General features: G+C 72.4%; 28 protein-coding genes. 18 read left to right on the plus strand and 10 right to left on the minus strand.

Going from position 1 to position 22952, the window contains the following annotated elements; translation table 11 throughout:
- Nucleotides 1-3 precede the first annotated feature (3 nt).
- On the minus strand, nucleotides 4-1710 hold the full coding sequence (locus tag H7A73_RS11230) for an aspartate:alanine exchanger family transporter (protein ID WP_182066026.1): 1707 nt from the start codon (nucleotides 1708-1710) through the stop codon (nucleotides 4-6).
- Between the two features lie 230 nt (nucleotides 1711-1940).
- A complete protein-coding gene (locus tag H7A73_RS11235; protein ID WP_182066027.1) occupies nucleotides 1941-2609 on the minus strand; it encodes a MarR family transcriptional regulator in 669 nt (222 codons plus the stop codon).
- 45 nt (nucleotides 2610-2654) lie between these two features.
- Between H7A73_RS11235 and chrA the strand changes: the two genes are divergently transcribed.
- The gene (gene chrA, locus H7A73_RS11240) at nucleotides 2655-3860 is read left to right on the plus strand and encodes a chromate efflux transporter (RefSeq protein ID WP_182066028.1); all 1206 of its coding nucleotides are present in this window, start codon (nucleotides 2655-2657) and stop codon (nucleotides 3858-3860) included.
- A gap of 12 nt (nucleotides 3861-3872) precedes the next feature.
- Nucleotides 3873-4265: an arsenate reductase ArsC gene (locus H7A73_RS11245; protein WP_182066029.1), complete on the plus strand. Its 393-nt coding sequence runs from the start codon at nucleotides 3873-3875 to the stop codon at nucleotides 4263-4265.
- On the opposite strand, the gene H7A73_RS11250 is transcribed toward H7A73_RS11245, so the two are convergent.
- Both H7A73_RS11250 and H7A73_RS11255 read right to left on the minus strand, forming a co-directional pair.
- The gene (locus tag H7A73_RS11250; protein WP_182066030.1) at nucleotides 4255-5049 is read right to left on the minus strand and encodes an alpha/beta hydrolase; all 795 of its coding nucleotides are present in this window, start codon (nucleotides 5047-5049) and stop codon (nucleotides 4255-4257) included. The genes H7A73_RS11245 and H7A73_RS11250 overlap by 11 nt on opposite strands.
- A 2-nt stretch (nucleotides 5050-5051) precedes the next feature.
- The gene (locus H7A73_RS11255; RefSeq protein ID WP_259362846.1) at nucleotides 5052-5579 is read right to left on the minus strand and encodes a phenolic acid decarboxylase; all 528 of its coding nucleotides are present in this window, start codon (nucleotides 5577-5579) and stop codon (nucleotides 5052-5054) included.
- A 63-nt stretch (nucleotides 5580-5642) separates the two neighbouring features.
- Between H7A73_RS11255 and H7A73_RS11260 the strand changes: the two genes are divergently transcribed.
- Nucleotides 5643-6113, plus strand: coding sequence for a MarR family winged helix-turn-helix transcriptional regulator (locus H7A73_RS11260; RefSeq protein WP_182066031.1), 471 nt, complete (start codon nucleotides 5643-5645; stop codon nucleotides 6111-6113).
- A 233-nt stretch (nucleotides 6114-6346) separates the two neighbouring features.
- A complete protein-coding gene (locus tag H7A73_RS11265) occupies nucleotides 6347-7312 on the plus strand; it encodes an ester cyclase (protein ID WP_182066032.1) in 966 nt (321 codons plus the stop codon).
- Nucleotides 7313-7337: 25 nt separating this feature from the next.
- On the opposite strand, the gene H7A73_RS11270 is transcribed toward H7A73_RS11265, so the two are convergent.
- The gene (locus H7A73_RS11270; protein WP_182066033.1) at nucleotides 7338-7916 is read right to left on the minus strand and encodes a GrpB family protein; all 579 of its coding nucleotides are present in this window, start codon (nucleotides 7914-7916) and stop codon (nucleotides 7338-7340) included.
- Nucleotides 7917-7948: 32 nt separating this feature from the next.
- A complete protein-coding gene (locus H7A73_RS11275) occupies nucleotides 7949-9148 on the minus strand; it encodes an MFS transporter (protein WP_259362848.1) in 1200 nt (399 codons plus the stop codon).
- Nucleotides 9149-9501: 353 nt separating this feature from the next.
- Here H7A73_RS11275 and H7A73_RS11280 point away from each other — a divergent pair, with 353 nt between their 5' ends.
- The 6 genes from H7A73_RS11280 (at nucleotide 9502) to arr (ending at nucleotide 12501) form a co-directional block, all read left to right on the plus strand.
- A complete protein-coding gene (locus tag H7A73_RS11280) occupies nucleotides 9502-9849 on the plus strand; it encodes a cyclophilin-like fold protein (RefSeq protein ID WP_182066034.1) in 348 nt (115 codons plus the stop codon).
- A 201-nt stretch (nucleotides 9850-10050) separates the two neighbouring features.
- Nucleotides 10051-10182, plus strand: a complete 132-nt coding sequence (locus tag H7A73_RS18110) for a hypothetical protein (protein WP_259362849.1) — start codon at nucleotides 10051-10053, stop codon at nucleotides 10180-10182.
- A gap of 10 nt (nucleotides 10183-10192) precedes the next feature.
- Complete coding sequence (locus tag H7A73_RS11285; RefSeq protein ID WP_259362851.1) at nucleotides 10193-11104, plus strand: alpha/beta fold hydrolase; 912 nt, start codon at nucleotides 10193-10195, stop codon at nucleotides 11102-11104.
- Nucleotides 11097-11669 carry a TetR/AcrR family transcriptional regulator gene (locus H7A73_RS11290; RefSeq protein ID WP_182066035.1) on the plus strand — a complete coding sequence of 191 codons (573 nt, stop codon included), beginning with the start codon at nucleotides 11097-11099 and terminating at the stop codon, nucleotides 11667-11669. Before H7A73_RS11285 ends, H7A73_RS11290 begins: the two co-directional genes overlap by 8 nt.
- Nucleotides 11666-12058: a hypothetical protein gene (locus tag H7A73_RS11295; protein ID WP_182066036.1), complete on the plus strand. Its 393-nt coding sequence runs from the start codon at nucleotides 11666-11668 to the stop codon at nucleotides 12056-12058. The genes H7A73_RS11290 and H7A73_RS11295 overlap by 4 nt, the downstream gene beginning before the upstream one ends.
- A gap of 20 nt (nucleotides 12059-12078) precedes the next feature.
- On the plus strand, nucleotides 12079-12501 hold the full coding sequence (gene arr / locus H7A73_RS11300) for an NAD(+)--rifampin ADP-ribosyltransferase (RefSeq protein WP_182066037.1): 423 nt from the start codon (nucleotides 12079-12081) through the stop codon (nucleotides 12499-12501).
- Nucleotides 12502-12507: 6 nt separating this feature from the next.
- On the opposite strand, the gene H7A73_RS11305 is transcribed toward arr, so the two are convergent.
- Together H7A73_RS11305 and H7A73_RS11310 are read right to left on the minus strand one after the other, a co-directional pair.
- A complete protein-coding gene (locus tag H7A73_RS11305; protein WP_182066038.1) occupies nucleotides 12508-13812 on the minus strand; it encodes a glutathionylspermidine synthase family protein in 1305 nt (434 codons plus the stop codon).
- The gene (locus H7A73_RS11310) at nucleotides 13812-14183 is read right to left on the minus strand and encodes a tRNA-dihydrouridine synthase (protein WP_259362852.1); all 372 of its coding nucleotides are present in this window, start codon (nucleotides 14181-14183) and stop codon (nucleotides 13812-13814) included. Before H7A73_RS11310 ends, H7A73_RS11305 begins: the two co-directional genes overlap by 1 nt.
- A 132-nt stretch (nucleotides 14184-14315) precedes the next feature.
- Between H7A73_RS11310 and H7A73_RS11315 the strand changes: the two genes are divergently transcribed.
- Both H7A73_RS11315 and H7A73_RS11320 read left to right on the plus strand, forming a co-directional pair.
- Complete coding sequence (locus H7A73_RS11315) at nucleotides 14316-14828, plus strand: hypothetical protein (RefSeq protein ID WP_182066039.1); 513 nt, start codon at nucleotides 14316-14318, stop codon at nucleotides 14826-14828.
- Between the two features lie 130 nt (nucleotides 14829-14958).
- Nucleotides 14959-15486, plus strand: a complete 528-nt coding sequence (locus H7A73_RS11320) for a hypothetical protein (RefSeq protein WP_182066040.1) — start codon at nucleotides 14959-14961, stop codon at nucleotides 15484-15486.
- A gap of 45 nt (nucleotides 15487-15531) precedes the next feature.
- Here the strand turns inward: H7A73_RS11320 and H7A73_RS11325 are convergent, their stop codons facing one another.
- A complete protein-coding gene (locus tag H7A73_RS11325) occupies nucleotides 15532-16185 on the minus strand; it encodes a TetR family transcriptional regulator (RefSeq protein ID WP_182066041.1) in 654 nt (217 codons plus the stop codon).
- A 188-nt stretch (nucleotides 16186-16373) separates the two neighbouring features.
- Between H7A73_RS11325 and H7A73_RS11330 the strand changes: the two genes are divergently transcribed.
- From H7A73_RS11330 to H7A73_RS11355, 6 genes are all read left to right on the plus strand, one after another.
- Nucleotides 16374-16871: a hypothetical protein gene (locus tag H7A73_RS11330; RefSeq protein ID WP_182066042.1), complete on the plus strand. Its 498-nt coding sequence runs from the start codon at nucleotides 16374-16376 to the stop codon at nucleotides 16869-16871.
- A 3-nt stretch (nucleotides 16872-16874) separates the two neighbouring features.
- Nucleotides 16875-17705, plus strand: coding sequence for a trypsin-like serine protease (locus H7A73_RS11335; protein ID WP_182066043.1), 831 nt, complete (start codon nucleotides 16875-16877; stop codon nucleotides 17703-17705).
- A 168-nt stretch (nucleotides 17706-17873) separates the two neighbouring features.
- Nucleotides 17874-18980 (plus strand): tyrosine-protein phosphatase, encoded by a 1107-nt coding sequence (locus H7A73_RS11340; protein WP_182066044.1) that lies wholly within the window; start codon nucleotides 17874-17876, stop codon nucleotides 18978-18980.
- 136 nt (nucleotides 18981-19116) lie between these two features.
- Entirely contained in the window at nucleotides 19117-20136 is a 1020-nt protein-coding gene (locus H7A73_RS11345) for a LacI family DNA-binding transcriptional regulator (protein ID WP_182066045.1), read from the plus strand.
- 133 nt (nucleotides 20137-20269) lie between these two features.
- Nucleotides 20270-20920, plus strand: a complete 651-nt coding sequence (locus H7A73_RS11350; RefSeq protein WP_182066046.1) for a 2'-5' RNA ligase family protein — start codon at nucleotides 20270-20272, stop codon at nucleotides 20918-20920.
- 2 nt (nucleotides 20921-20922) lie between these two features.
- Nucleotides 20923-21942, plus strand: a complete 1020-nt coding sequence (locus H7A73_RS11355; RefSeq protein WP_182066047.1) for a LacI family DNA-binding transcriptional regulator — start codon at nucleotides 20923-20925, stop codon at nucleotides 21940-21942.
- A 59-nt stretch (nucleotides 21943-22001) separates the two neighbouring features.
- On the opposite strand, the gene H7A73_RS11360 is transcribed toward H7A73_RS11355, so the two are convergent.
- Nucleotides 22002-22856, minus strand: a complete 855-nt coding sequence (locus H7A73_RS11360; protein WP_182066048.1) for an inositol monophosphatase family protein — start codon at nucleotides 22854-22856, stop codon at nucleotides 22002-22004.
- Nucleotides 22857-22952 lie beyond the last annotated feature (96 nt).

Genomic DNA, 22952 nt, shown 5'->3' on the forward strand with positions numbered 1-22952 from the left:
GGGTCAGTGTGCGGTGATCGCGACGACGACGGCGCCGCCGATGCTGAGGACGATGTTGCCGATGGCGTAGGGGACGGTGAAGCCGAGCAGTGGCACGCTGCTCTTCGCCGTCTCCTGCAGGGACCCGACCGCCGCGGTGGTGGTCTGGGCACCCGTGAGCATGCCGAGGATCAGGACGGGGTCGGTCTTCCGGAAGAAGAACCGGCCGACGAAGGTCATGACGACCAGGGGCACCAGGGTGACGACCACCCCGGCGACGAGTAGCTGGACGCCGTACTGCGCGAGCCCGTCGATGAACCCCGGCCCGGCGTTGATGCCGACGACGGCCACGAAGAGCGTGAGTCCGACGGTCTCGAAGAACCACTGCGCGCCGGGCGGGACGTGTCCGAACGTGGGGCTCTTCGAGCGTCGCCAGCCCAGGATCAGCCCGACGATGAGCGCACCGACGCTGGTGGTGAGCGAGAGCGGCACGGCCCCCACCGTGATCGACGGCACCCCGATGACGGCACCGACCGTGATGCCCAGGGCGACCGTGACCATGTCGGTCTTCGGGTCGGTCCGTTCCGGGAAGCCGACGTACCGGATCCCCTGCTCCAGCAACGGCAACGGCCCCTGGACCCGGAGCTCGTCACCGGCGTGCAGCGCCGTGTCGGGGCCGAACGGGATCGCGTGCCCACCCCGGCTGATGCCCTTCAGGAAGATCTGCCGTGCTCGCTGGGTCTGCCGGAGCTCCTCGACGGTCCGGCCGACGACCGCCTTGTTGGTCACGACGACGGACAGTTCCTCGATCGGCACGTCGAGCAGCGCCGGGTCGTCGATCTCGACCGCGAACGCGGCCAGGTCGTCCTCGATGATCGCCGCGTGGTAACCGGCGACGACCACGACGTCGCCGGGGGTGAGCGTCTGGTCCAGGTGCGGCTCCACGATGGCGTCCTCGTGTCGCACCCGGGCGATGAAGACCCGGGAACCGATGCGGGCGTCGGAGGCCTGCTCGAACTCGCCGACGGTCTGCGGGCTGAAGGCCGACGTCAGCCGGTACGCCCGACGGACGACTTGTTGGTACGCCGACGTCACGTCTGGGTTGTCGTCGTGCACGCCGAGGCGCTGCTCCAGGTCGTGCGCGGCGGCGGGCAGGTCACGGATGCCGAGGATCCGCGGGGCGACCAGCGAGATGTAGAGCGCCGCACCGACGGTGCCGAAGATGTAGGTCACCGCGTACGCCACCGGCACCAGGTCGCTCCACGCCTTCGCCGTCGCGTCGCTCACCGGGAGTCCGGCGATGGAGTCCTGCGCGACGCCGATGATCGACGACTGCGTCAGCCCGCCGCCCGCCAGACCGGCGGCCAGACCCGGGTTGTAGCCGAGGATGCTGCTGATGACGATCGTCGTGCCGAACCCCACCACGGCCAGCACGACGGCGAAGACCGCCTGCGGCAGCCCGGAGCCCTTCAGCCCCGCGACGAACTGCGGGCCGAGCTTGTAGCCGAGCGAGAACAGGAAGATCAGGAAGAAGATCTGCTTGACGATCGGGTCGACCTGCAGGTCGTCCCCGAGCACCGCGCCGATGACGACACCGGCGAGCAGGGTGCCCGTCACGGCCCCGAGACCGATGCCGCGGTAGCTGAAGCGCCCCACGAAGAACCCGACCCCGAGCGCCAGGAACACAGCGATCTCGGGGTGCTCGATGATGGTGTCCCTGACCCAGGTCATGCGGCCGCCTTCGCCCTCGGAGCCCCTGCCTGCCCCGTTGGCTGAGAAGCTAAACGCCCCTCACATCCGGCGTTCCCAGGATCGCGCGCGCCGCTCTGGGCGCACCAGGGGACGGACGGGAGGCACGGTGCGGGCCCGCGCCGCGCCTCCAGTTCGCAGACGGTCGAGCAAGGAGAACGTCCCGATGAGGAGGGGGGATCTCATCGGGACGTTCCGTTCGTGGGGCCGTGTCAGGCGGCGAGGCGCGCAGCGAGCGCGGTGGCGCGGGACCGGAGGTCCGCATAGGTGGCCTCGTACGCGTCCGGTGTGCCGACGCGCGAGGGGTTCGGCAGCGACCAGTGCAGGCTGTCACCGTTGTCGATCGACTCGTGCGCGCGGTCGCAGACCGTGACGACCAGGTCGCCCTCGGCGACGAGGTCGCGGTAGGCCCGCGGCACGTGGTCGCCGAGGTCCAGGCCGTGGCGTTCCCCGACCGCGACCGCCCCGGGAGCGATGGCGACCGCGGGACGCGTCCCGCCGGACAGCGAACCGATCTCGCTGACCTGCGCCCAGACGCCCGCGGCCAGTGGGGAGCGCGCGGAGTTGCCGGTGCAGACGAACAGCACACGGGACACCGGGCCCGGCACCGCTGCTGAACCGTGCGGGACACCGCTCGGCTCGAGGTGCAGGTAGCTCCGGCGCCCATCGCCGTCGGAGCGGCGTCGCGTGACCAGACCGGCCTGCTCGAGCACGCGCAGGTGGTGCGCCAGGAGCGGCCCGGAGATCCCGAGGGCGGCCCGCACCTCGGTCGGGCTGGCGTCAGACGCGGCGAGCAGGTCGACGATCGCCAGTCGGGCGACGTCGCCGAGGGCCGCGTGCTGCGCCGCGCGCCGCTCGAGGTCCTGCTGCCTGGTGTTCATCGGTTCAATGTTGACTGAACCATCTGCCGTCGTCAAGATGAGCGGGTGACGACGAGCCCCGAGCCACCGCGGTCGTCCGCGGCATCGGTGTTCCTGGTGTTCCTGCGGCTCGGGCTGACCTCGTTCGGCGGGCCGGTCGCGCACCTCGGGTACTTCCGCGAGGCCTTCGTGGTGCGTCGCCGCTGGCTGGGGGACGACGCCTACGCCGATCTCGTCGCACTGTGCCAGTTCCTGCCCGGACCGGCGTCGAGCCAGGTCGGGATGGCACTCGGGCTCCAGCGCGCCGGACTGCTCGGACTCCTCGCCGCGTGGTGCGGCTTCACCCTGCCGTCCGCGGTGCTGCTCGTCGCGTTCGCCCTGCTCGTGTCCGGAACGCCCGACCTGGCCGGAGCCGGGTGGCTGCTCGGGCTGCAGGCCGCCGCCGCCGCGGTGGTGGCGCAGGCGGTGCTCGGCATGGCGCGCTCGCTCACGCCGGACCGCCGTCGGGCGACCATCGCGGCCGCTGCCGCGATCGTGGTGCTGCTCGTCCCCGGCCCGGGGCCGCAGGTCGCGGTCATGGCGGCGTGCGGCGTGGTCGGGGCGCTGTGGCTCCGTGGCGTCGTCGCCCCACCCCAGGACGTCGCCGACGCCGGGGTCGCCGTGCGCCTCCCCCGCTGGGTCGCCGTGTCGGCGCTGATCGCGTTCGCCGCCCTGCTCGTCGCGGCACCCGTCGCCGCGAGCGGCACCGGGGCGGTGCGCCTGTTCGGGGTCTTCGCGCAGGCGGGCTCGCTCGTCTTCGGCGGCGGCCACGTCGTGCTGCCGCTGCTCGAGTCACAGACCGTGGCCACGCACCTGGTGGACCACGCGGACTTCCTGGCGGGCTACGGCGCCGCACAGGCCGTGCCCGGGCCGCTGTTCACCTTCGCCGCCTACCTCGGCGCCGTCGCCGACGGCAGTCCGAGCGGGCTCGTCGGCGCGGCGGTGGCTCTCGTCGCGATCTTCCTGCCGGCGGCGCTCCTGGTCATCGGCGCGCTGCCGTTCTGGCACGCGCTCCGCGCCCTGCCGTGGGCCCGGCGCGTGCTGGCCGGCGTGAACGCGGGGGTCGTCGGGCTCCTCGCCGCGGCCCTCTGGGACCCGGTGATCACCGAGGGGATCCGCTCGGCATCCGCACTGGCGCTCGCCGTGGCCGCCTTCATCGCCCTCACCCGCTGGTCCGCTCCCCCGTGGGCCGTCGTCATCGGGGCCGGCCTGCTCGGCGCCGTCGTCCTCTGATCGGAGCCCCGCATGCCCACCGTCCTGTTCGTCTGCGTCCACAACGCCGGTCGTTCCCAGATGGCCGCCGGCTTCCTGCAGCACCTGGCCGGTGGCAGCGTCGACGTCCGGAGCGCCGGCTCCGAACCGGCCGACCAGCTCAACCCCGTGGCCGTCGCGGCGATGCTCGAGGAGGGCATCGACATCCGGAGCGAGCAGCCGGCCCTGCTCAGCACCGGCGCCGTCCGTGCTGCCGACGTCGTCATCACCATGGGGTGCGGGGACGCCTGTCCGGTGTTCCCGGGCAAGCGCTACGAGGACTGGGAGCTCGCCGACCCCGCGGGGCTCGACCTCGACGCCGTCCGGTCGATCCGCGACGACGTGCGCGCGCGGGTGCAGGACCTCGTCGGCCGGATCACGCCCTGACGCGTTCGAGCAGGCGGCCGACGAGCTGCTCGCGCCACGGGACCGACGACCAGGCGTGGTCGGCACCGTCGACCGCGGTGAACGTCGCGCCGCTGAGCAGTTCGCCGTAGCGGCGGCCGTACTCGAGCGGGACGATCTCGTCGGCCGTGCCGTGCAGCACGTCCACCGGCCCGGCGTACTCGCGCGCCTCGGTGTAGACGTCGAGCCCGTCCCGGACCTCGTCGATGAACCCGCGCCCGAGCGACATGCCGCCGAAGTCGAACCAGCCGCGGTCACGGACGGGTGCGAGCGGCTGGCCCTGGATGCTGTCGTGCACGGCGATGTCGTCGACGACGACGCCGGCCGGCGACCACAGGGTCAGACTCCGGACGAGGTCGGGGACCCGTGCGGCCGCCATCGCGGACTCGACGGCACCCAGGCTGTGGGCGACGACGTCGATCGGTGCCGCCCGGTCCGCCGCGAACGCCCGGATCATCGAGACGACCTGCTCGACCTCGTCGCGGATCGAGATGTCCGCGAAGCGTCCGTCACTCGTGCCGTGTCCGAGGCGGTCGTAGGAGCGGACCACGACGCCCGTGTCGGTCAGGGCGGTCGCGGCCTGCACGAAGAGCCGCCGTGGACCGATCGACGAGTCACCGAACCCGTGCACGAACAGCACGGATCCGTCGACCGCCACCGCCGGGGGCGTCGAGGCCGGGCGGTCCTCCCACCCTCTGACCGCACCACCCCGGTGCTCGAGCCGGATGCTCGTCAGGGCACGCTCCAGCGGGCGTTCCGCGGTCACGCTCAGTTGCTCCGGTCGGCGAACCCGGCGGGCAGGTCGGCGGGTGCGGTGTCGACGACCGTCTCGTCGTCCTCGCCGACGAACTCGAACAGGGTGATGTGGGCGAACTCGGGGACGACGTAGATCGGGTAGGTGGGGCCTGCGTCCCGGTACTCGCGCATCCGGTCCAGGTGGTCGTTCTGGAACAGCACGGTCTTGCTGCCGTCCTCCTCGACCCAGTGCGGGAAGAAGATCGTGCCGTGCAGCACCCGCTCCCCCGGCACCACCGTCACGACGACGCTCGTGCCGGTCGGCTCGTTCCACGACACCTTGTAGACGCCGTCGGTGAGCACCACGAGGTCGACCTGCTGGTCCTTGACCCACCGTCCACCGACCATGCCGGAGTGGATGCGGTAGTCGATGGTCGTGGCGTTCTTGACGTACATCTCGTACTGCCACCCGTTGGCGTACGTGTAGATGAACCGGTGTCCGACGATGCCGGAGAGGTCCTGCGGCGGGACGGGATGTGCGACTGAGGTGGTGATCGTCATGCACCCATCCTGCGCCAAACACAGTTTTGTTGCAAACCTTCTTCGAGGACCTAGGCTGAGCGCATGGGCAGCGAGCACGACACCGCAGGACTCCGGGACATCGCCCGGCGGCTCAGCGACCAGGTGGGCCCGTTCCGCCGCACCCTGCTGAACGCATCACGTCGTGACGGTGCGCTGCCGGAACTGCCCGACGCCCAGATCGAGGTCCTGCGACGACTCGACGAGTCGGGCTGGCTCACGCCGACGGCGCTCGGCCGGTCCCTCGGCCTCGCCCGCTCCACGGTCAGCAACCTCGTCACCGCGATGGAACGCGCCGGGCTGGTGGACAGGCGGCTCGCCACCGGCGACGGCCGCAGCACCGAGATCGCCCTGACCGAGCTCGCGTCCGAGCGGCTCCGGGTCTACGACGCCTCGGCCGAGCACGTCCTGGTCGGCGCGCTCGAACGCCTGGGCCCTGGCGGGGTCGACGCGCTGCGCGCCGCGCTGCCCGTGCTCGCCGAGCTCCGTCTGGCCATCGACGAGCCCGGAGCGTAGGGATCCGCTGACAGCCCGCGTGAGCCGTCCCACAGGTCCGGTTCGTCGATCACCAGCGGGAGCGGGTCGCCCTGGCAGCGCGTGCACAGGTCACCCTGGAGGCGCGCGCCGCGGCTGAGAAGCCGGTCACGGTCGGACACGCGGCGGCTCCAGGGCGCGCGTGGGCTCCCAGGAGCCGGTTCCAACGTTCTGGCGTGCAGACGACATCACATCTCATCGCCAAGGCGTGTGCGGTGGCAGCTCCGGTCGCCATCGCCGTGTCGCTCGTGGCCGGTCCGGCCGTGGCGGCTCCCCTCCACACCTCCTCCTCCAACTCCGCCTCCGACACCACCGCGACATCCGCGCACCACACGGTGACCCGTGCCGCGCGGACGACATCGGGCGGCGTGGCGGTCTCACGGCGCGACCGTCGAGCCGAGCAGCGCAACGAGGCCACGGTCCGGCACCTGTTCCGGTGCGCGTTCCGGTCCCCCGGGTCCGCGCAGGCTCGTGCGGCTGCTCGGACCGCCGTCGCGACCGGGGCCGTCGCCCACGGTGCGACGAGCGCCTCCGGTCCGTCCGCGTTGCTCGCCGAGTTCACCGCCGACCGTTCGCGGGTGCCCGGCGCCCACGCCGTGGTCAAGCACGTCGCCGGTGACGCTGACCTGGTGGCCGTGCACTGGCAGATCACCGCGAAGCCGACGGACGAACGCACCGGTGACGCCGCCGTCGACCTGTTCCGCATGCGCAACGGGCGCATCAGCGAGTGGTGGGCACTCCGCCAGACAGTACCGACGGGGACCCCGGCCAGCGGCAACACGAACAGCATGTTCAGCGACCTGTACCCGGCCGCGAAGCGTGACCGTCACCTGACCGATCGGCAGGAGGAGCACAACCGGGTGCTCGCCGTGACCGCGTACGACCGACTGTTCCGCGACCACGACGTGTCCGTCCTCGACGAGGAGTTCGACCCGGCGTACCTGCAGCACAACTCGGTCGCCGCGAACGGCACGGCCGCGCTCGAGCAGTTCTTCGCCGGCGGTGCCGCACAGAGCCTGCCGAAGCAGGAGTCCGTCATCTCGCTGGCCGACGGCGACCTGGTGTGGACGTTCTCGAAGCCGGTCGGCGCGAAGGCCGACGCACCGTTCGGCGCGGCCGACCTGTTCCGGGTCGACGGCAACCTGATCCGCGAGCACTGGGACGTCGTCCCGACGAGCTGAGACTCGGCCGACGGAGCCGCGCGTCTCAGGACGCGCGGCTCCGTCGCGCCCGCTCCTTGATCGCGGTGATCACGGCCGTCTTCGCGTCGGCGTAGGCGTTCATGTCGTCCCAGCTCCGGTCGAGCAGCTCCCGCTTCGTCCGTTCGTACAGCGCCCGATCACGGGCGTCGGCGCGCAGGTGGTCACGGAGGAGCAGGTACTCGTCGACCGCCGTCGCGCCCCGCTCGTAGACGTGCACGTGGACGTCACGAGCCGGCGTCCGGACCAGGCGGTGGCCCGGCTCCCGGACGCGCAGCTCGTACCCGGCGGCCAGGAGCTGGTCGAGGTAGGTGGCCTCGGCGGTGACGTCCGCGACGGCGACCACGATGTCGACGATCGGTTTCGCGGCCAGGCCGGGGACGGCCGTGGAACCGATGTGCTCGACGACCGGAGCGTCCGTGCCGGAGCCGGGGAGGGCCTCCAGGATGCGTCGCCGGTGGTCCGCGAAGACCGCAGCCCACCCGCTGTCGGCGGGGTGCAGGGTCACGGTGACCGGCTCGGGGCCGCCGATGATCTCGACGCTCGTGACGTCCGGGCGGGGGTGGTCCTCGTCGTGGCGCTGCACCCGGCCATGATCGCAGCCGGCGGTCGGTGGCGTCAGAGCTTCGCGGGGAACGCCGATCCGCGACCGATGACGGTGAGGATCGCCGCGACCGCCCCGAACACGATCATCACCACGGCGAGCACCAGCCCGTCGAAGGCCGTCAGCAAGGCCGCACCGAACAGGCCAGCCGCGAAGATCGCGATGTTGAACGCGACCGGCAGGAACGCGCTCGCGACGTCGGCGTCCTCGCCGCCGGCGGTCGTCAGAGCGGCCTGCAGCTGCGTCGACGACCCGCCGAAGCCGATGCCCCAGAGGCACGCGGCCACCAGGACCGCGACCGGCGACGTGTGGCCGACGAGCAGGACCACACCGGCCAGGACGAACAGGCCGACGCTGCCGTGCAGCAGGGGTCGGGGGTGCCGGTCGAGCAGGGCACCGATCACGACGACGCCGAGGATCGCGGCGATCCCGTAGACGAGCAGCACCAGCCCGGCGCTCAGGTCGGTGCCGGTCGCCCGCAGGTAGGGCGAGATGTACGTGTAGATCGTGTTGTGGGCCACCATCCACGTCGCGATCACGGCGAGGATGACCGCGATGCCGCGGATCCGGAACACCTTCACGACGGAGAGCTTCGCAGCGCTCGTCTGCCCCGGGGCATCCGGCACGAGCAGCGCGATGAGCGCCAGGACCACCATGCCGACCAGGCTCAGCCCGATGAACGACCACCGCCAGCCCAGGGCGTTGCCGATGAAGGACCCGAGCGGTGTGCCCAGCGCGAACCCCACCGGCGCGCCCGTCGAGACGATCGCGAGCGACACCCCGGCGGAGCGGGCCGGGCTGATCCGCCGGGCGTAGGTGGCGAACATGCCCCAGATCGTCCCCGACATCGCGCCGGCGACGAACCGGGTGACCAGCGCGACCGCGACGTTCGGCGCGAACGCGGTCAGGGTGTTCGCGACGAGCAGCACGGCGATGGCGGCCACGATGAGCGGCTTGCGACGGAACCCGCGGGTCAGGGCGATCGCCGGGACCGTGGCGATGACCGTGCCCATCGCGTACGCGCTGACGAGCAGGCCCGCCGTGCCCTCGCTCGCGCCCATCCCGTCGGCGATCGCGGGCAACAGCCCGGCCGGCATCGTCTCCATGGCGACCAGGAGGAACCCGATCGCGGCGAGCAGGGCGAGCGGGAACCAGGGCAGTCGGTCGTCGGTCGCCCGGTCGGTCGTGGGGAGGTCGGAGGTCGTCGTGGTCACGGACCGACGGTAGGGGCGTCGTCCGGCGGACAGGGAGGTTCTGCAGGACCCCGTTTCGCCGGAGCCTCACTGGGCGGGTGGTGGTGGGGCTTCGATGGTGGTGTCCACGAACCGAGGGAGCCCCGATGCACGTCCGCACCAGACCCCGTACCGCCGTGGGACCGCTCGTCCCGCTGGGTCCGCTCGCGCTGGCTCCGGTCGTCGCGCTGGTGGTGGGGGCGCTCGCCGGGTGCAGCGGCGTCGAGCGCGCGGCGTCACCTGCGCCTGCGCCGGCAGCTGCGACGTCGACTGCGTCCGCGCCTGCGTCTCGTTCAGCAGATCCCACGATCACCACCCCGACGCAGGCCGACCCCGTGCACATCACCATCGAACTCGACGGCGAGACCCTCACCGGCCGCTTGACCGACAACGCGACGGCGCGCGCGCTGGCCGCCCGGCTGCCGGCGACGCTGACGTTCGCCGACCACGGCGGCCAGGAGCAGATCGCCCGGATCCCCGCGCCGCTCGACACCACCGGTGCCCCGAGCACGAGCAATGCGCCGGCGGGCACGATCGCCTACTACGCGCCGGACCAGTCGATCGTCCTCTACTACACGGACGTCGGCAGCTTCTCGGGGATCGTGCCGATCGGCACCGTCGACGACGTCGGAGCGGTGCGCGACCTGCCGTCCGGTGCCGCCACCATCCGAGTGCGCGGCTGACGGGGACCCAGCCCTTCTTCGCCGTCTCGTCTGGGCACCGACTTCGCTCGGGCTGCACTCGGAGCCGGCCTCGGGTCGTGGCGACCGGACGCGACCCCGAGCGGGTCCGCGCCGTCCTCGGCGACCACGAGCGCCTGCTCGCCATCGCGCTCGACGTGACCGACCCGGAGTCGGTCCGGGCCGTGGCTGACGCTGATCGCGATGCCCGAGCCGCCGCTGCGGTTCGCCGCCGGCGCTGACAGCGTGGCGGGGATCGTGCAGAAGGGACAGCAGCTCGTCGAGCAGGCGCAGGCGTTCCCCGAGCTGTCGACGACGCTCGACCTGGACGCGTGACACCTGCCCCTTGCCAACTCTGGCTACGAGCATTAGCTTTCGAGTTACTACCCGTAGCCGAAGGAGCCACGACATGCTCGAACACCTGGACACCGAGGGCGGCACGATCGCCTACGACCTCTCCGGAACAGGGCCGCTCGTGGTCCTCGCCCACGGCATGGGCGACAGCCGGCACGCCTACCGCTTCGTCGCGCCGGAGCTCGTCGCGGCCGGTTACCGGGTGGCGAACGTGGACCTCCGCGGCTGCGGCGAATCGAGCACCGGGTGGGCCGGCTACGAGCGCGCCGACATCGCACGCGACCTCGTCGCGGTCGCCCGCCACCTCGGCGGCCGGGCCGTGGTCGTCGGGCAGTCCATCAGCGGGGGCGCGGCGACGATCGCCGCGGCGACCGCCCCGGACCTGATCGCGGGCATCGTGGAGCTGGCGCCGTTCACACGCAAGCAGTCCGTCGACCTGGGCGGACTCCTGCGCAACCGCCGACACCGCGCCGGCACCGTCCAGCTCGCGCGGGTCATGACGAGCGGCAGCCTGCCCGGCTGGCTCGCGTACCTCGACATCGCAGTCCCCACCAAGCCCGCCGACTGGGCGACGGAGCGCAGCCGCATCGAGACGACCCTGCGGCAACCGGAGCGGATGGCGGTCCTCCGTGCCATGACCCGCACGTCGCCCGCCGACGCCGGCGAGCAGCTGGGCGCCGTCCGGTGCCCCGTGCTGGTCGTCGAGGGCAGTGCCGATCCGGACTGGGCCGTGCCCCGCGCCGAGGGCGAGCGGATCCTCGCCGACCTGCCGGACGGCCTCGGCGAACTCGCCGTGATCGACGGCGCCGGTCACTACCCCCACACCGAGACCCCGGCTGCGCTCCTCGCCCTGCTGCTGCCGTTCCTCGCCCGCACGCTGCCCGTCGCAGGTCCCGTTGCCTAGGGCAGGGCTCGACCCGGCGACCGTCACCGAGGCCGCGGCGACGCTGGCCGACGAGATCGGCCTGGCCCAGCTGAGCATGAGCGTCGTCGCCGACCGCCTCGGGGTGAAGGCACCGTCGCTGTACAAGCACGTCGACGGACTCGGCGACCTCACCCACAGGATCGCGATCCTCGGCGCGAACGAGCTCGGTGACGCGCTCCGCGACGCCATGCAGGGGCGCAGCGGTCGGAGTGCGCTCGAGGCGGCGGTGCAGACCGTGCGCCGGAGCGTCCAGGAGCACCCGGCGCGGTACCAGGCGGCCGTCAGCATCCGGCCGACCGGCGCCGAGGACCCCCTGGCGGTCGCTCTCGGCCGCACCCTGGCGTCCTTCGCCGCGGCGCTCCGCGACTACCCGCTCGACCCGGCCGACGAGGTCCACGCGCTCCGGGTGCTCCGCAGCGTCCTGCACGGGTTCGCGACGATCGAGGCGTCCGGTGGGTTCCAGATGGACACGGACGTCGACGCGAGTGCCGCGTGGATGGTCGACTTCCTGGATCGTGGCTTCCGTGCCGCGATGACACGGTGACCGTGTCCACGGCGGCGCGCCCGTCGAGGCCCGTCGGTCACGACCCGCTCCGTGGCGGCGTGCGGTTCCTGGCGGAGCTCGTCGCATGGGTGGCCGTGCCCTGGGCACTGTGGCCCCGTTCGCCGGTGCTCGCGATCGCCGCCGTCCTGGTCCTCGTCGTGCCGCCGGCGGTGTCCGGGACGCCGGGTGACCGCCCCGGCGGCGACCCGCCGGTCGCGGCTCCGGGAGCGGTCACGATCGCGTCGGTCCTCGCGCACCTCGTGGGAGCGGTCACGGCGGCGTGGGTCCTGTGGCCGACGGCGGTCGCGATCGCTGTCACGGTCCTGTGCATCGCCGTCGTCGTCTCGGAACAGCCGCGGTGGCGCGCGCTCCTCGGGCGCCGGCGCTGAGCCGTTCGTAGGCTGACGTCATGGCAGCAGCAGACGAGACCGGTCCGTTCTGGCACGGCACCGTGGCGGCCCTGCGGCCCGGGGAGTTCCTGTCCCCCGGTTTCCGCTCGAACTACCGCCCGGACGTCGTGATGAACCACGTGTACTTCACGGCATCCCGCGACGGAGCAGGGCTCGCGGCCGAACTCGCGGCCGAGCTCGTGCCCGGCGACCGCGAGCCGCGTGTGTACCGCGTCGAGCCGACCGGACCCTTCGACGACGACCCGAACGTGACCGACAAGAAGTTCCCCGGCAACCCGACCCGGTCGTACCGCAGTGCCTTCCCGCTCCGCGTGGTCGGCGAGGAGACCGAGTGGACGCGGCTCACCCCGGAAGCGTTGCGCCAGTGGCGGGAACGGCTCGTCGCGCTCCCGCCCGAGGAACGCGGCGAGATCGTCAACTGACGGGCGTCAGGGCGCGATGATGTTCGGGGCGAACCGGCACCAGTAGTCCGTGATCGGCCCGTCGGACTCACGGATGCCGACCCCGAAGGACTCGCCGCCGACGACCCACGATCCGAGCACCGGGTGGTTGTGCCCGTTCGACCCAGGGAAGTCCGGGAGTTCGTGGTACTGCTGCCACACCCGTTCGGCTCCGGTACCGGCCCGCCGGTACTCGCGACCGTTCGTCGTGACCGAACCGTCGGACCGGTGGACCGCGATGCCGTCGCCCTCACGCCCGAACACGGGCTTCACGACGAAGTCGCGCATGCCGTTCGGACCATCTGCGAAGGCCGGCAGCAGGTTCGGGTGGCCGGGGAACAAGCGCCAGAGCGCGACGAGCAGCAGCTTGTTCGACAGGAACATCTTCCACGCCGGCTCGTACCAGCGACCGAGCCGACCGCGGTCGCTGACCAGGAAGGCGCCGAACTCCTCGTCACCCTGCGCCCGGTCGTCACCGGAGACGAGGTCCTCCCACGGGTACAGCTTGAAGAGGTTGCGGATCACCGGGTACTGGGCCCCCGACTCGTCCCCGGGCAGCGCGAACACGCTCCGCGACGAGCCCACCGGCTCCTGGACACCGACGAACTGACGGGCCGTCGCGTGCCAGCCGATGTCCTTCATCTCGATGCCGGTGTGCTCCCATCCGGCTTCCCCTGCCAGGTCGCGCATGTAGGCCACCGTGTCCCAGTCCTCGCCCGCCGTGTCGAGATCGGAGTGCGCCACGAACAGGCGGCCGCCATCCTCGGCGCGCAGGGACTCGTGCAGCAGCGTCCGCCAGCGCGCCACCATCGCCTCGTGGATGCCGTTCCACTGATCGGTCTCGGCGGACAGTTCACCGGTGGCGAGCCGGTCCTGCATCCAGTGCCACTGCGTGACCGACGCCTCGATCAACCCGGTCGGGGTGTCCCCGTTGTACTCGAGCACCTTGGCGGGTGAACCGTCTCCGGCGTAGGCCAGGTCGAACCGCGCGTACAGGTCCGGCTCATCGTGCTCGAGCGACCAGGCGGCGAGATCGAACCCGGCTCGCGTCAGGCCCAGCGTGCCGAGGGCGCCGGTGGCGAGGTACCGCGCGGCTTCAAGGCACATCCGGTGCAGTTCCTCGGTCTGCCGCTCGAGCGCCTCGACCTCCGGCAGCGTGAAGACGTACGCGGCGGTGTCGTTCCAGTACTCGACGGGCGTGCCGTCGTCGCGGACCGACCGGGAGTAGATCAGCCCCGTCTGCTGGATCCGGCGCCGCCAGTCCGGACGCTCTGGGAACTCGATGCGCTCCATCAGCCGCCGAACCCACCGTGTCCGCCGGCTCCGCCGAAGCCGCCCTTGGTGACGGAGCTCCCACGGGACGGGACGCCTGCCTTCGCGGTCTTCCCGGCAGGCAGGGCGCTCGTACCACCGGAGACCGCGTCCCCCACGCCGGGGACCCTCGTGGCACGGTTGACGAAGAGCGGCAGGAAGTACCAGCCGGCGTGTCCGCCGTGGTTGTTGCAGTCGTCGTCCGGCAACCGCTTCTCGGTCGCGTTGTCGCGGCAGATCTTCGCGTAGTCGCTGTCGACGCCGGCGCCCTCGCCGCACCCGGTCAACGACGCTGCCAGGGCTGCCACCACCCCGATCGAGACGACACGGGAAGCACGGCGACGAACACTCACGAAGGGGAACAGTACCGCTCCTGGGAACGGGTGTCCGCGTCGGCACCGTCGGTCTGCGCAGACGATCGTCTGGCCGACCGGTAGCGTGGGCAGCGGCGGCTTGCGCCGCACACCATCCACGAAGGGTCGACCATGCCGCGGAGCACCGATCGGGTCCGGACGGCGCCGATCGTCCTCGCCGTCGGCATCGCGGCGCTCGCCGTCGCCTTCGCCCTCCCCGCGCCGTCACCGACCACGCCAGGTCCCGAGACGGTCGGCCTCGGCGCATCCGGCGCACTCGGCGCCGCACTCGGGGCACCTCCCGTGACGAGTGGTGCGCACCGGTTCGCGATCCGACCACCACGGACGGTCGGCACCAGCGGAGTGGTCAGGGTGCGGTTCGCCGGGATGGGCACACCCGGTGCCGTCGTGGTCGTCCACTACGGCAGCCCCGGGGACGACTCCGGGAGCGAGCGCGTCGCCGAGGTCGAGCCGGGCAGCAGCACCGTCGGTTCGACCGGTCGGTTCGCCTTCACCGCCACGCTGCCAGAACTGCCCCGCGACGCCGAACGGGCGTCCTGGAGCGCCCGTCTGATCGACCCGGAGTCACTCGACGTCATCGGCCGCGTCGACGGCGTCCACCTCGTCGAGCAGACGGCCCCCTGACACCAGCTCCGTGGGCCCGCGGGATGAGAGGCCGCGCAGGGTGCTGGCCACCGTCGCCTCCTGCGGTTACGTTCGCTAGACGAACGTCTGGCCAGCAGTCAGCGGCGAGACCTGACCTCGAGGAGCACCCGTGTCGACACCCCACCGCACCCCGTCATCCCGACCCGCGTCCATCGCGCTCGGGGCTGCACTGCTCCTGACCCTCGGCCTCACCGGCTGCTCCACGGCCGGGTCCGCAGCACCCTCACCCTCACCGTCCCCCGCCGCGCAGGGCGACTCACCCACGACGACCGACTCGTCACCCTCGGTCGACGTGACCGTCGCAGGGACCTCGCTCGGCAAGGTCGTCGTCGACGGCAAGGGCATGACCGCCTACTACTTCGACGCCGACGTCAAGGACTCCGGCAAGAGCACCTGTACCGGCACGTGCGCGACCGCCTGGCCGGCGATCGAGGCGACGACGGCGACACCGAAGGTCACCGGCATCACCGGCAAGGTCGGCACCATCACGGGCGTCGACGGTGGACGGCAGATCACGATCGACGGCCGACCGATCTACACCTTCGTCGGGGACAAGAAGGCCGGGGACGTGACAGGCCAGGGCGACAAGGGTGTCTGGTACGTCGTGAACCCGGACGGCACCGAGCAGAAGAAGTAGGCCCGGCACCCCGGCGGGACGGCAGGGATGCCACGCGCGCCGGAGTCAGCCCTCGGCCTCGGCCGGGTGCCCGCCCACGCGCACGGGTTCCACCTGCTCGAGCAGCGCGTGCACGCCCGGTAGTCCGAGCCCGGTGAACAGCGCGGCCCACAGGTCTCGGAGCTGCCCCACGGTGTCGCGCGTCAACCGCGTACTGGTCCGGGCCCACATCACCCCGAAGGTCGACGTCAGCACGAGATCCGCCGCACGCGCCCACTCGGGATCGGTGACAGGGCCGACACCTCCGCCCGAAGCCGACAGGTGCCGACGGACGTAGTCGTCCCACGTGAAGACCCGCGGGATCACCTCTCCCGCGCCACGGAGCTCGTGACTCAGCCGGATGGCCCCGGCAGCGACCGGACACCGCATGGCATCGGAACACGCGGACGTGAGCATGACGAGCAGGTGCTCGAGCCCGGCGGGCTGGCCGATCCGTGAGTCGATCACCGCCCAACGCGCCTGCTGCCGCTCGATGACCGCGAAGGCGAGTTCGTGCTTGGAGGAGAACACGTGGTACCCGATCGCCGACTTCGGGCGGTCCATGGCGGCGGCCACCCGTGCGAACGAGGTCCCCGCGTAGCCGTGGCTCGCGAACTCCGCCGCCGCGGCCTCGATGATCTGCTCGCGGGTCCGGGTCTTCGCCTGCTGCCGCTGGTTCATCGCACTCCTCGGTCGGGTCTTCGTTCATCATACGAACGTCTGACCGATCACGGGCAGCGGTCACGCGGAGTGCAATGCCTCTGATCTCCTCAGCTTGCTGGGTTCACTAGACGATCGTCTGACGGCTTGTTAGCGTTCACGCACGCCGAGCCGCCCCGGCCCGCACCGCCACGAACCGAGGAGCCCCCATGCGATCCACCCCGGCCACGCACCGCACCCCGTCGATCCGCCGCCTGACCGTGCTCGCGACCTGCGTCACCCTCGGCGGTGCGCTCGCCGCCGGCGTCCTGGTCCCCGCACAGGCCGGAGCCGCAACGATCTCCCACACGACGCACGCCGCACACACCACGCCCCGGGCTGCAGCCGTGGCGTTCACCGCGAAGACCCACGGCGGACCAGACCGGAAGAGCTTCACCGGCATCACCTTCGCCGGGACCGGGAAGCCCGGCACCCTGGTGATCGTCTACTACGACGCCCCGGGCAAGCCGCGCGGCCTGTTCGACAAGCACATCACCGAGGTCACCTCGGGGGACGACGTCGTCAGCGCCAGCGGCCACTACCGCTTCACCGCGGCGTTCCCGGACCTGCCGCGCGGCACGACGACGCTGCACTGGCACGCCCGGCTCGCCGACCCGGAGACCCTGTCGGTGATCGGCCGCGTCAACGGCACTCGCACCCTCGGCTGACCCGTGACCCGCCACGCACAAGCGGCGCTCGTCCGCACCCTGGCCGTCGCGGTGCCCCTGGCGGCCGTCGTCGGAGCCACCCTCACCTGGGCGCCGTCGGCCTCGGCCACCACGAGCGACCCCGACCGGGTCGCAGCGCCGATCATCGCCGGCACCGAGGTCGGGGTACCCGGTGGCACCTGCACGGTCGGTGCCGTGCTGGCTGCCAAGGGATTCCGGAGCCAGCTCGAGCAGTACCAGCGAGCGACCCGGTGGGTCGTGCTCGCGAAGCACTGCGCACCGCTGCAGGCACCCGTGCGGCTCGACGGCGCGACCGTCGGCAGCGTGGTCTGGCAGTCCGCGGAGTCAGACCTCGAACTCGCCGTCGTCCCGCCCCTGGCGTGCACCCGGGCGCGGGCGGCGACCGGGTCGTGCGACCCGTCCGTCGCGGCCTGGACGCCCCGGGCATCGGGTCGCGTGTTCAACCGGGTCGACGGGGGCCTGACACGCGCCGCCGTCACCGGCATCGGCGAGCCGGATGCCGATCCCTTCTGCACCAGCGGGGCGGCGAGCGGGCTGCTGTGTTCCTGGACGGCCACACGTGTGCCGACAGCAAGCCGTCCGGGCGTGCAGCACCTTGCCGCTGCGCGCGCCGAGGCCGGTGCCGGCATCGAGCCGGGCGACGCCGGTGGACCGGTGATCAGCACCACGAACCGGCTGTTGGGGATCATCTCGGGGAGCACGACGGGGGCTGCGGGCGCGACGGGCAGCACTGGCTCGACGGTGCTGCTCTACACGCCCGTCCAGCAGGTCCGCACCGAGCTGTTCCGCTACCGGCTGGCCCCGGCGTCCTGAGGCGCGGCTGTCGGGCGGGCGACTGAGCGCTGCCTCATGACCCGGACACGCCCCGGCCACCTCGCCGCCACTCGGCCGACCACCCACCTCGCGATCCTGCGGGGATCCGGACGGCACCGCGTCCGGATCCCCGCGACCCCCGGGTCCTGATCAGATCGAGGACGCCCCGTGCCCCCGCTCCGCCGCTCCCCCCTCACCGGTTCCGCCGTCACCCACTCCCCGCGCACCGCCCGTGTCACCGCGACCGCACTCGCCGGCCTTGCCGTCGTCGCCTCCGCCGCGTTCTCCGTCACGGCCGCCCACGCCGACGACACCCTGCAGCCGGCGTTCACCGCCGCCGACCACCCGATCACCGACGTCCCTGGGCTGGTCAACGGCCGTGAGCTCGCCGCGGTGCACGGCCGGTCCGGTCAGACCGTGAACGCCCCGCGGCTGATCCGCTCCGAGTCACTCGACAAGATCACCGCGGCCGGGGCCACGACCCTGGCCGACGAGTACCACGTCGACCTCGTCGTCGACCTGCGCACGCCGTCCCAGATCACCGCGAAGCCGGACGTCGCGATTCCCGGCGCACGACACGTCGACATCTCGATGTTCGGCGCGGACGGCGACTACAGCGACGACACGGCGATGTACCACGACCTGGTCGACAAGGGCCACGTCGACCCGGCGACCCCTGGGTCGATGATCACCGCCTACCGCCGCGTGCTCCGGATCCTCGCCACGCACACCAGCGGCACGGTCCTGATCCACTGCTCTCACGGCATGGACCGCACCGGCACCGTGGTGGACCTGCTCGACCGGGTCCTCGGCGTCGAGAGCGCCGACATCCTGCACGACTACCTGCTCTCGAACACGCAGCTCGGGGTGACCTGGGCCACCCCGCAGCTGCTGCAGGGCACCTTCGAGCAGGACATCGCCACCGAGTACGGCGGCATGGGCTCGTACCTGACCGACACGATCGGCGTGACCAGGCACGAGGCAGCCGCCCTGCGCGAGCGCTTCCTCGTGTCGGACGACGCCACCGTCTCCTCGATCGCGGTCGCGGGCGTGCGCGTCCACCTGCCCGCCGCCACCTCGTCGCAGGGTGCGACGGTGACGGCCCCGGTCCGGACGCTCCGGGCCGCCGACGTCCACGTGCACACGACGAACCCGAACGCGGTGGCCACCGTGCACGTCTCCGGCCGGACCGCACGCATCACCGTGACGGCCCAGGACGGCACGACGACCAAGGGATACCGCCTGACGGTCCGTCGCCCGGCGACGAAGCGCTAGCCCGACAGCCACGCCGACCGCTCGGACTCCCCCGGGCGGTCGGCGTGACCAACTGTTCACCACGACCGTCGCCCGCTCCGGGCGTCCCTCCGGCTACCGTGACAGTCGTGCAGTCCTCCAGACAACGGCGCGCGCGGTGACCGGACACCCCGCCGTCCCGACCATCCACGACGTCGCCGCCCTGGCGGGTGTGTCGAAGTCGGTCGTCTCCCGCGCGCTCGCTGGCGCGTACGGCGTGGCTCCGTCGACGACCGAGCGGGTCAAGCGCGCCGCCCTCGACCTCGGCTACGTCGCGAACGCGAACGCCCGCGGCATGTCGGCACACCGGACCCACACCCTCGGGGTCTTCGTCCGCGATGCCTCCACCCCCTTCTACGGGCACCTGCTGACCGCGTTCCAGCTGCAGGCAGCGGCGCGCGGGTACCGCGTCGTCACCGCCACCGGTGCGGGGTCGTTCCCGGTCAGCGAGGAACGCCGGGCGCTCGAGACCCTGGTCTCCCTGCGCGTCGAGGGGCTGATCGTCTGCAGCGGTGCCTTACCCATCGACGACGTCCTGCCGTTCGCCCGACGCATCCCGACGGTGGTCTCCGGACGCCCCGAGACGAACGATGCAGTGAGCAGCGCGTACTGCGACGAGCGCGGCGGCGGACGCGGCCTCGCCGACCACGTCGCCGACCTCGGACACCGACGCGTCGCCGTGCTGACGGTCACACCATCCGGGTCCCTGACACAGTCGGCGCGAACCGACGCGATGGTGCGTCGACTCCGTGCGCGCGGCGCCGAGGTGCTCCGGATCCGCTCCGAGGACCACGGAGCAGACCCCGAGGACCTCGACTCGTTCGTCGGACAGGTGCTCCGGGCCGGCGGCGTGACGGCGATCATGGCGCCGAGCGACCGCTGGGCCGTCGGAGTGCTCGAGTCGATGCGCCGCCGCGGGCTCCGTGCCCCGGACGACCTGTCGGTCACGGGCTACGACGGGGTCGCGCCGCTCGCCACCGAGCTGCTCGGGATCACCTCGTGGCGACAGCCGCTCGACCTGATCGGCCGCCTGTCCGTCGACGACGTGGTCGACCAGATCGACGGCCGTTCGACGGGCGTCGCCCACAACGCGGTCGACGGCACGCTGGTGCCGGGCAGGACCGCCGCGCGCGTCTGACGCGTCGTCGCCGACACCGATCGTTCACCGTTCCGTCACGGACCGACGGGTGAGATCCGAGCCCGTCCTGTCGATCATGGGGAACGTTCCCGACCATCGGGAACGTTCCCCATCCCCGATCCCGGACGGACCCATGCCCCAGAACCACACCGCCAAGCTGCCGCGCGACCCGAGCGACCCGTACCGCCACGGCATCTACCTGCGCCCGGACGCCCGCACCTGCCGGGCCGTCACGGTCGTCACCGACCAGCTCCGCGCGCAGTACGGCCTGCTGTCGGCCGGCGCCTTCCCGCCGCACGCCACGCTCGTCGGCAGCCAGCCGTTCGGCAGCCACGAGGACCAGGTCGTCGCGGCCGTCACGGCACTGCTCGACGGCCGACCGGCGTTCGACGTCCACAACGCCGGCGTCCGTGCACAGGGCATCGGGTTCGTCTACGACGTCGCGACCCGACCGGACGGCTCGCACAACGACGACTTCGTCCGGCTCGCCGCCGACATCGAGGCCGTGGTCGCACCGTTCCGGCAGCCGATGCAGGTCCCGCTGGCGAACGACTACGACCCGGAGCAGTACCGCGCGCACCTCTCCCTCGCCTCGCACGACCTGTACGGCCGACCGGACCTGCACGACGAGGTCGGCGCGTTCATCCGCGAGCTCGACGTCGACGTGCCGACCGGGTTCCGCGGCGACACCGTCGTGCTCTACCGCACCGCGAGCCCGGACTGGTCCGGTCGCTGGTGGCAGACGATGACCTGGGAGCACGTCCGCACCTGGAAGCTCGCCTGACCATGGCCGCGACGCTCCGCGACGTCGCCGAGCGCTGCGCCGTCTCGCGGTCGCTCGTGTCTCTCGCACTGCGGGGCGACGACGGTGTGTCGCGACCACGTCGGGAACTCGCGGTGCGGACGGCAGACGAGCTGGGCCTCCCGGTCGGACCGCTCGCAAGGCGACGCGCGCTGGGCGCGCCGCTCGTACTCGGCCTGGTCGTCACCGAGGCCGCGAACCCGTTCCACGACGAAGCGCTCCGGAGCGCACGCGCGACCGCGCAGACCCTCGGGTTCGCGCTCCGCATCGTGGACGCGTTCCGTGACCCTGCCCGGCTGGCCGACGGCCTGGAGGCCCTGCATGCCTCCCACGGATCGGCCGACGGTGTGCTCGGGGTCGCGGTCCTGAGCAGTCGGCTCGCCCCGGCACGGCTCGCCGCGGTCGCGCGCGACCTGCCGGTCGCGGTCCTCGGGTCGAGCGGGTCGGCCCTCGCCGGTCTCGGACTCGACACCGTGCGCGCCGACGAGGAGTCGGGCATGCGCGCACTGGCGCTCCACCTCGCCGCACTCGGGCACCGACGAACGTGCTTCGTGGCGGAATCCGACCATCCGTCGACGACCCGTCGTGCCGTCGCGCACGCCGCGGTCACCGCGCAGCTCGGCGCACCGGGCGAGCACCGCGTCGACGACGTCGAGGCCCTGGCAGCCGACCCGGCGCGGATCGCACGGCACCTCGGTGACGGAGTCACGGCGTTCGTCGCGACGAACGACGCGACCGCGGCGCGGGTCGTGGCGATTGCCGACGGCGCGGGGCTCGCGCTCCCCCGGATGGCGGCGGTGACCGGGTTCGACGGCACCGGTCTCGGCGAACGACTCGATCTGACGAGCGTCGACCAGCCCCGCGTCCGGATGGGCGCGCGAGCGGTCGAGCTCCTGGTCGAGCGGCTCCGGGGTCGTCGCGGCGACCGGCACGAGGTGCTCCCGACGCGCCTGCTGCCGCGTGGCTCCACCGCGCGGGCGGTCGCCGGGCACCCGCTCGGCTGACCGCTCGCGACGGCCGCGTCGAATCGGTCGGCGGGCAGCCCAGCGGCCCGGTCGGCGGCTCAGTCGGCGGCGGTCGTCGCCGACAGTTCCTGCACCCGGCGCACCAGCTCGGCGTGCGATTCCCCGGCGCCGGCGGCGACGTAGTCGTCCGCCAGGTGTGCGCGGTCGACGACTTCGCCCCGACGGAAGCCCCGGAACCACCCGTCGGCGCGCTCGAGCACCAGGGCTCCGGCGGCGACGTCCCACGGGTGCGTGGCGAAGCCCATCGTCACGTCCGACCACCCGGCGGCGACGTGCACCAGGTTGAGTGCACCGCTGCCGAGGCTGTGGTGGTGGCGGTACCGGAGCGTCAGGTCCCGGAGCAGGTCGAACGCCGCGGCCTCGCCGAGCAGGTCGAGGTCCTGCTGCACCGGGAAGCTCGTCAGGACCGTCGCGGCGCCGGCCGGCCCCGAGGACGAGTGCATCGGCGCGCCGTCGAGCCAGGCGCCGTGGTCGTCCGCCGCGAACACGTGGTCCGCGACGGGATCGAAGACCACCCCCGCGACGACCGCGCCGTCGACCTCGGCCGCGATCGAGATGCACCAGTACGCGAGTCCGCGGGCGAAGTTCGCGGTGCCGTCGATGGGGTCCACGATCCACCGCACCACCGGGTCCGCGGTGCTGCCGGTGGTGCCGGTGCCGCCGGTGGTGCCGCCTTCTTCTCCGAGCACGACGGAGCCCGGCACGGCCGCGGTGAGCACCGCCGTGATCGCCTCTTCCGCGGCGCGGTCGTGCAGGGTCACCACGTCGTGCGCATCGCGCTTCGTGCTGATCGTCATCGGGGCGCGGAACACGGCGAGCAGGTCGGGCGCGACGGTGCGCGCGGCCTCCTCGGCGATCGCCCGGAGTGTCTGGGGAGCAGGAACGGTTCGCATGGTCCCCGGTTCTACGACGTCGAGGCCCCTGGACGGCGAACCACGCCGGTCGCCGGACCGAACCCGAGGTGAACGCGCGGCGTGGAGCGGTGAACG

The organism is Curtobacterium sp. ME12, from assembly GCF_903970855.1.
GTDB lineage: Bacteria > Actinomycetota > Actinomycetes > Actinomycetales > Microbacteriaceae > Curtobacterium > Curtobacterium poinsettiae_A.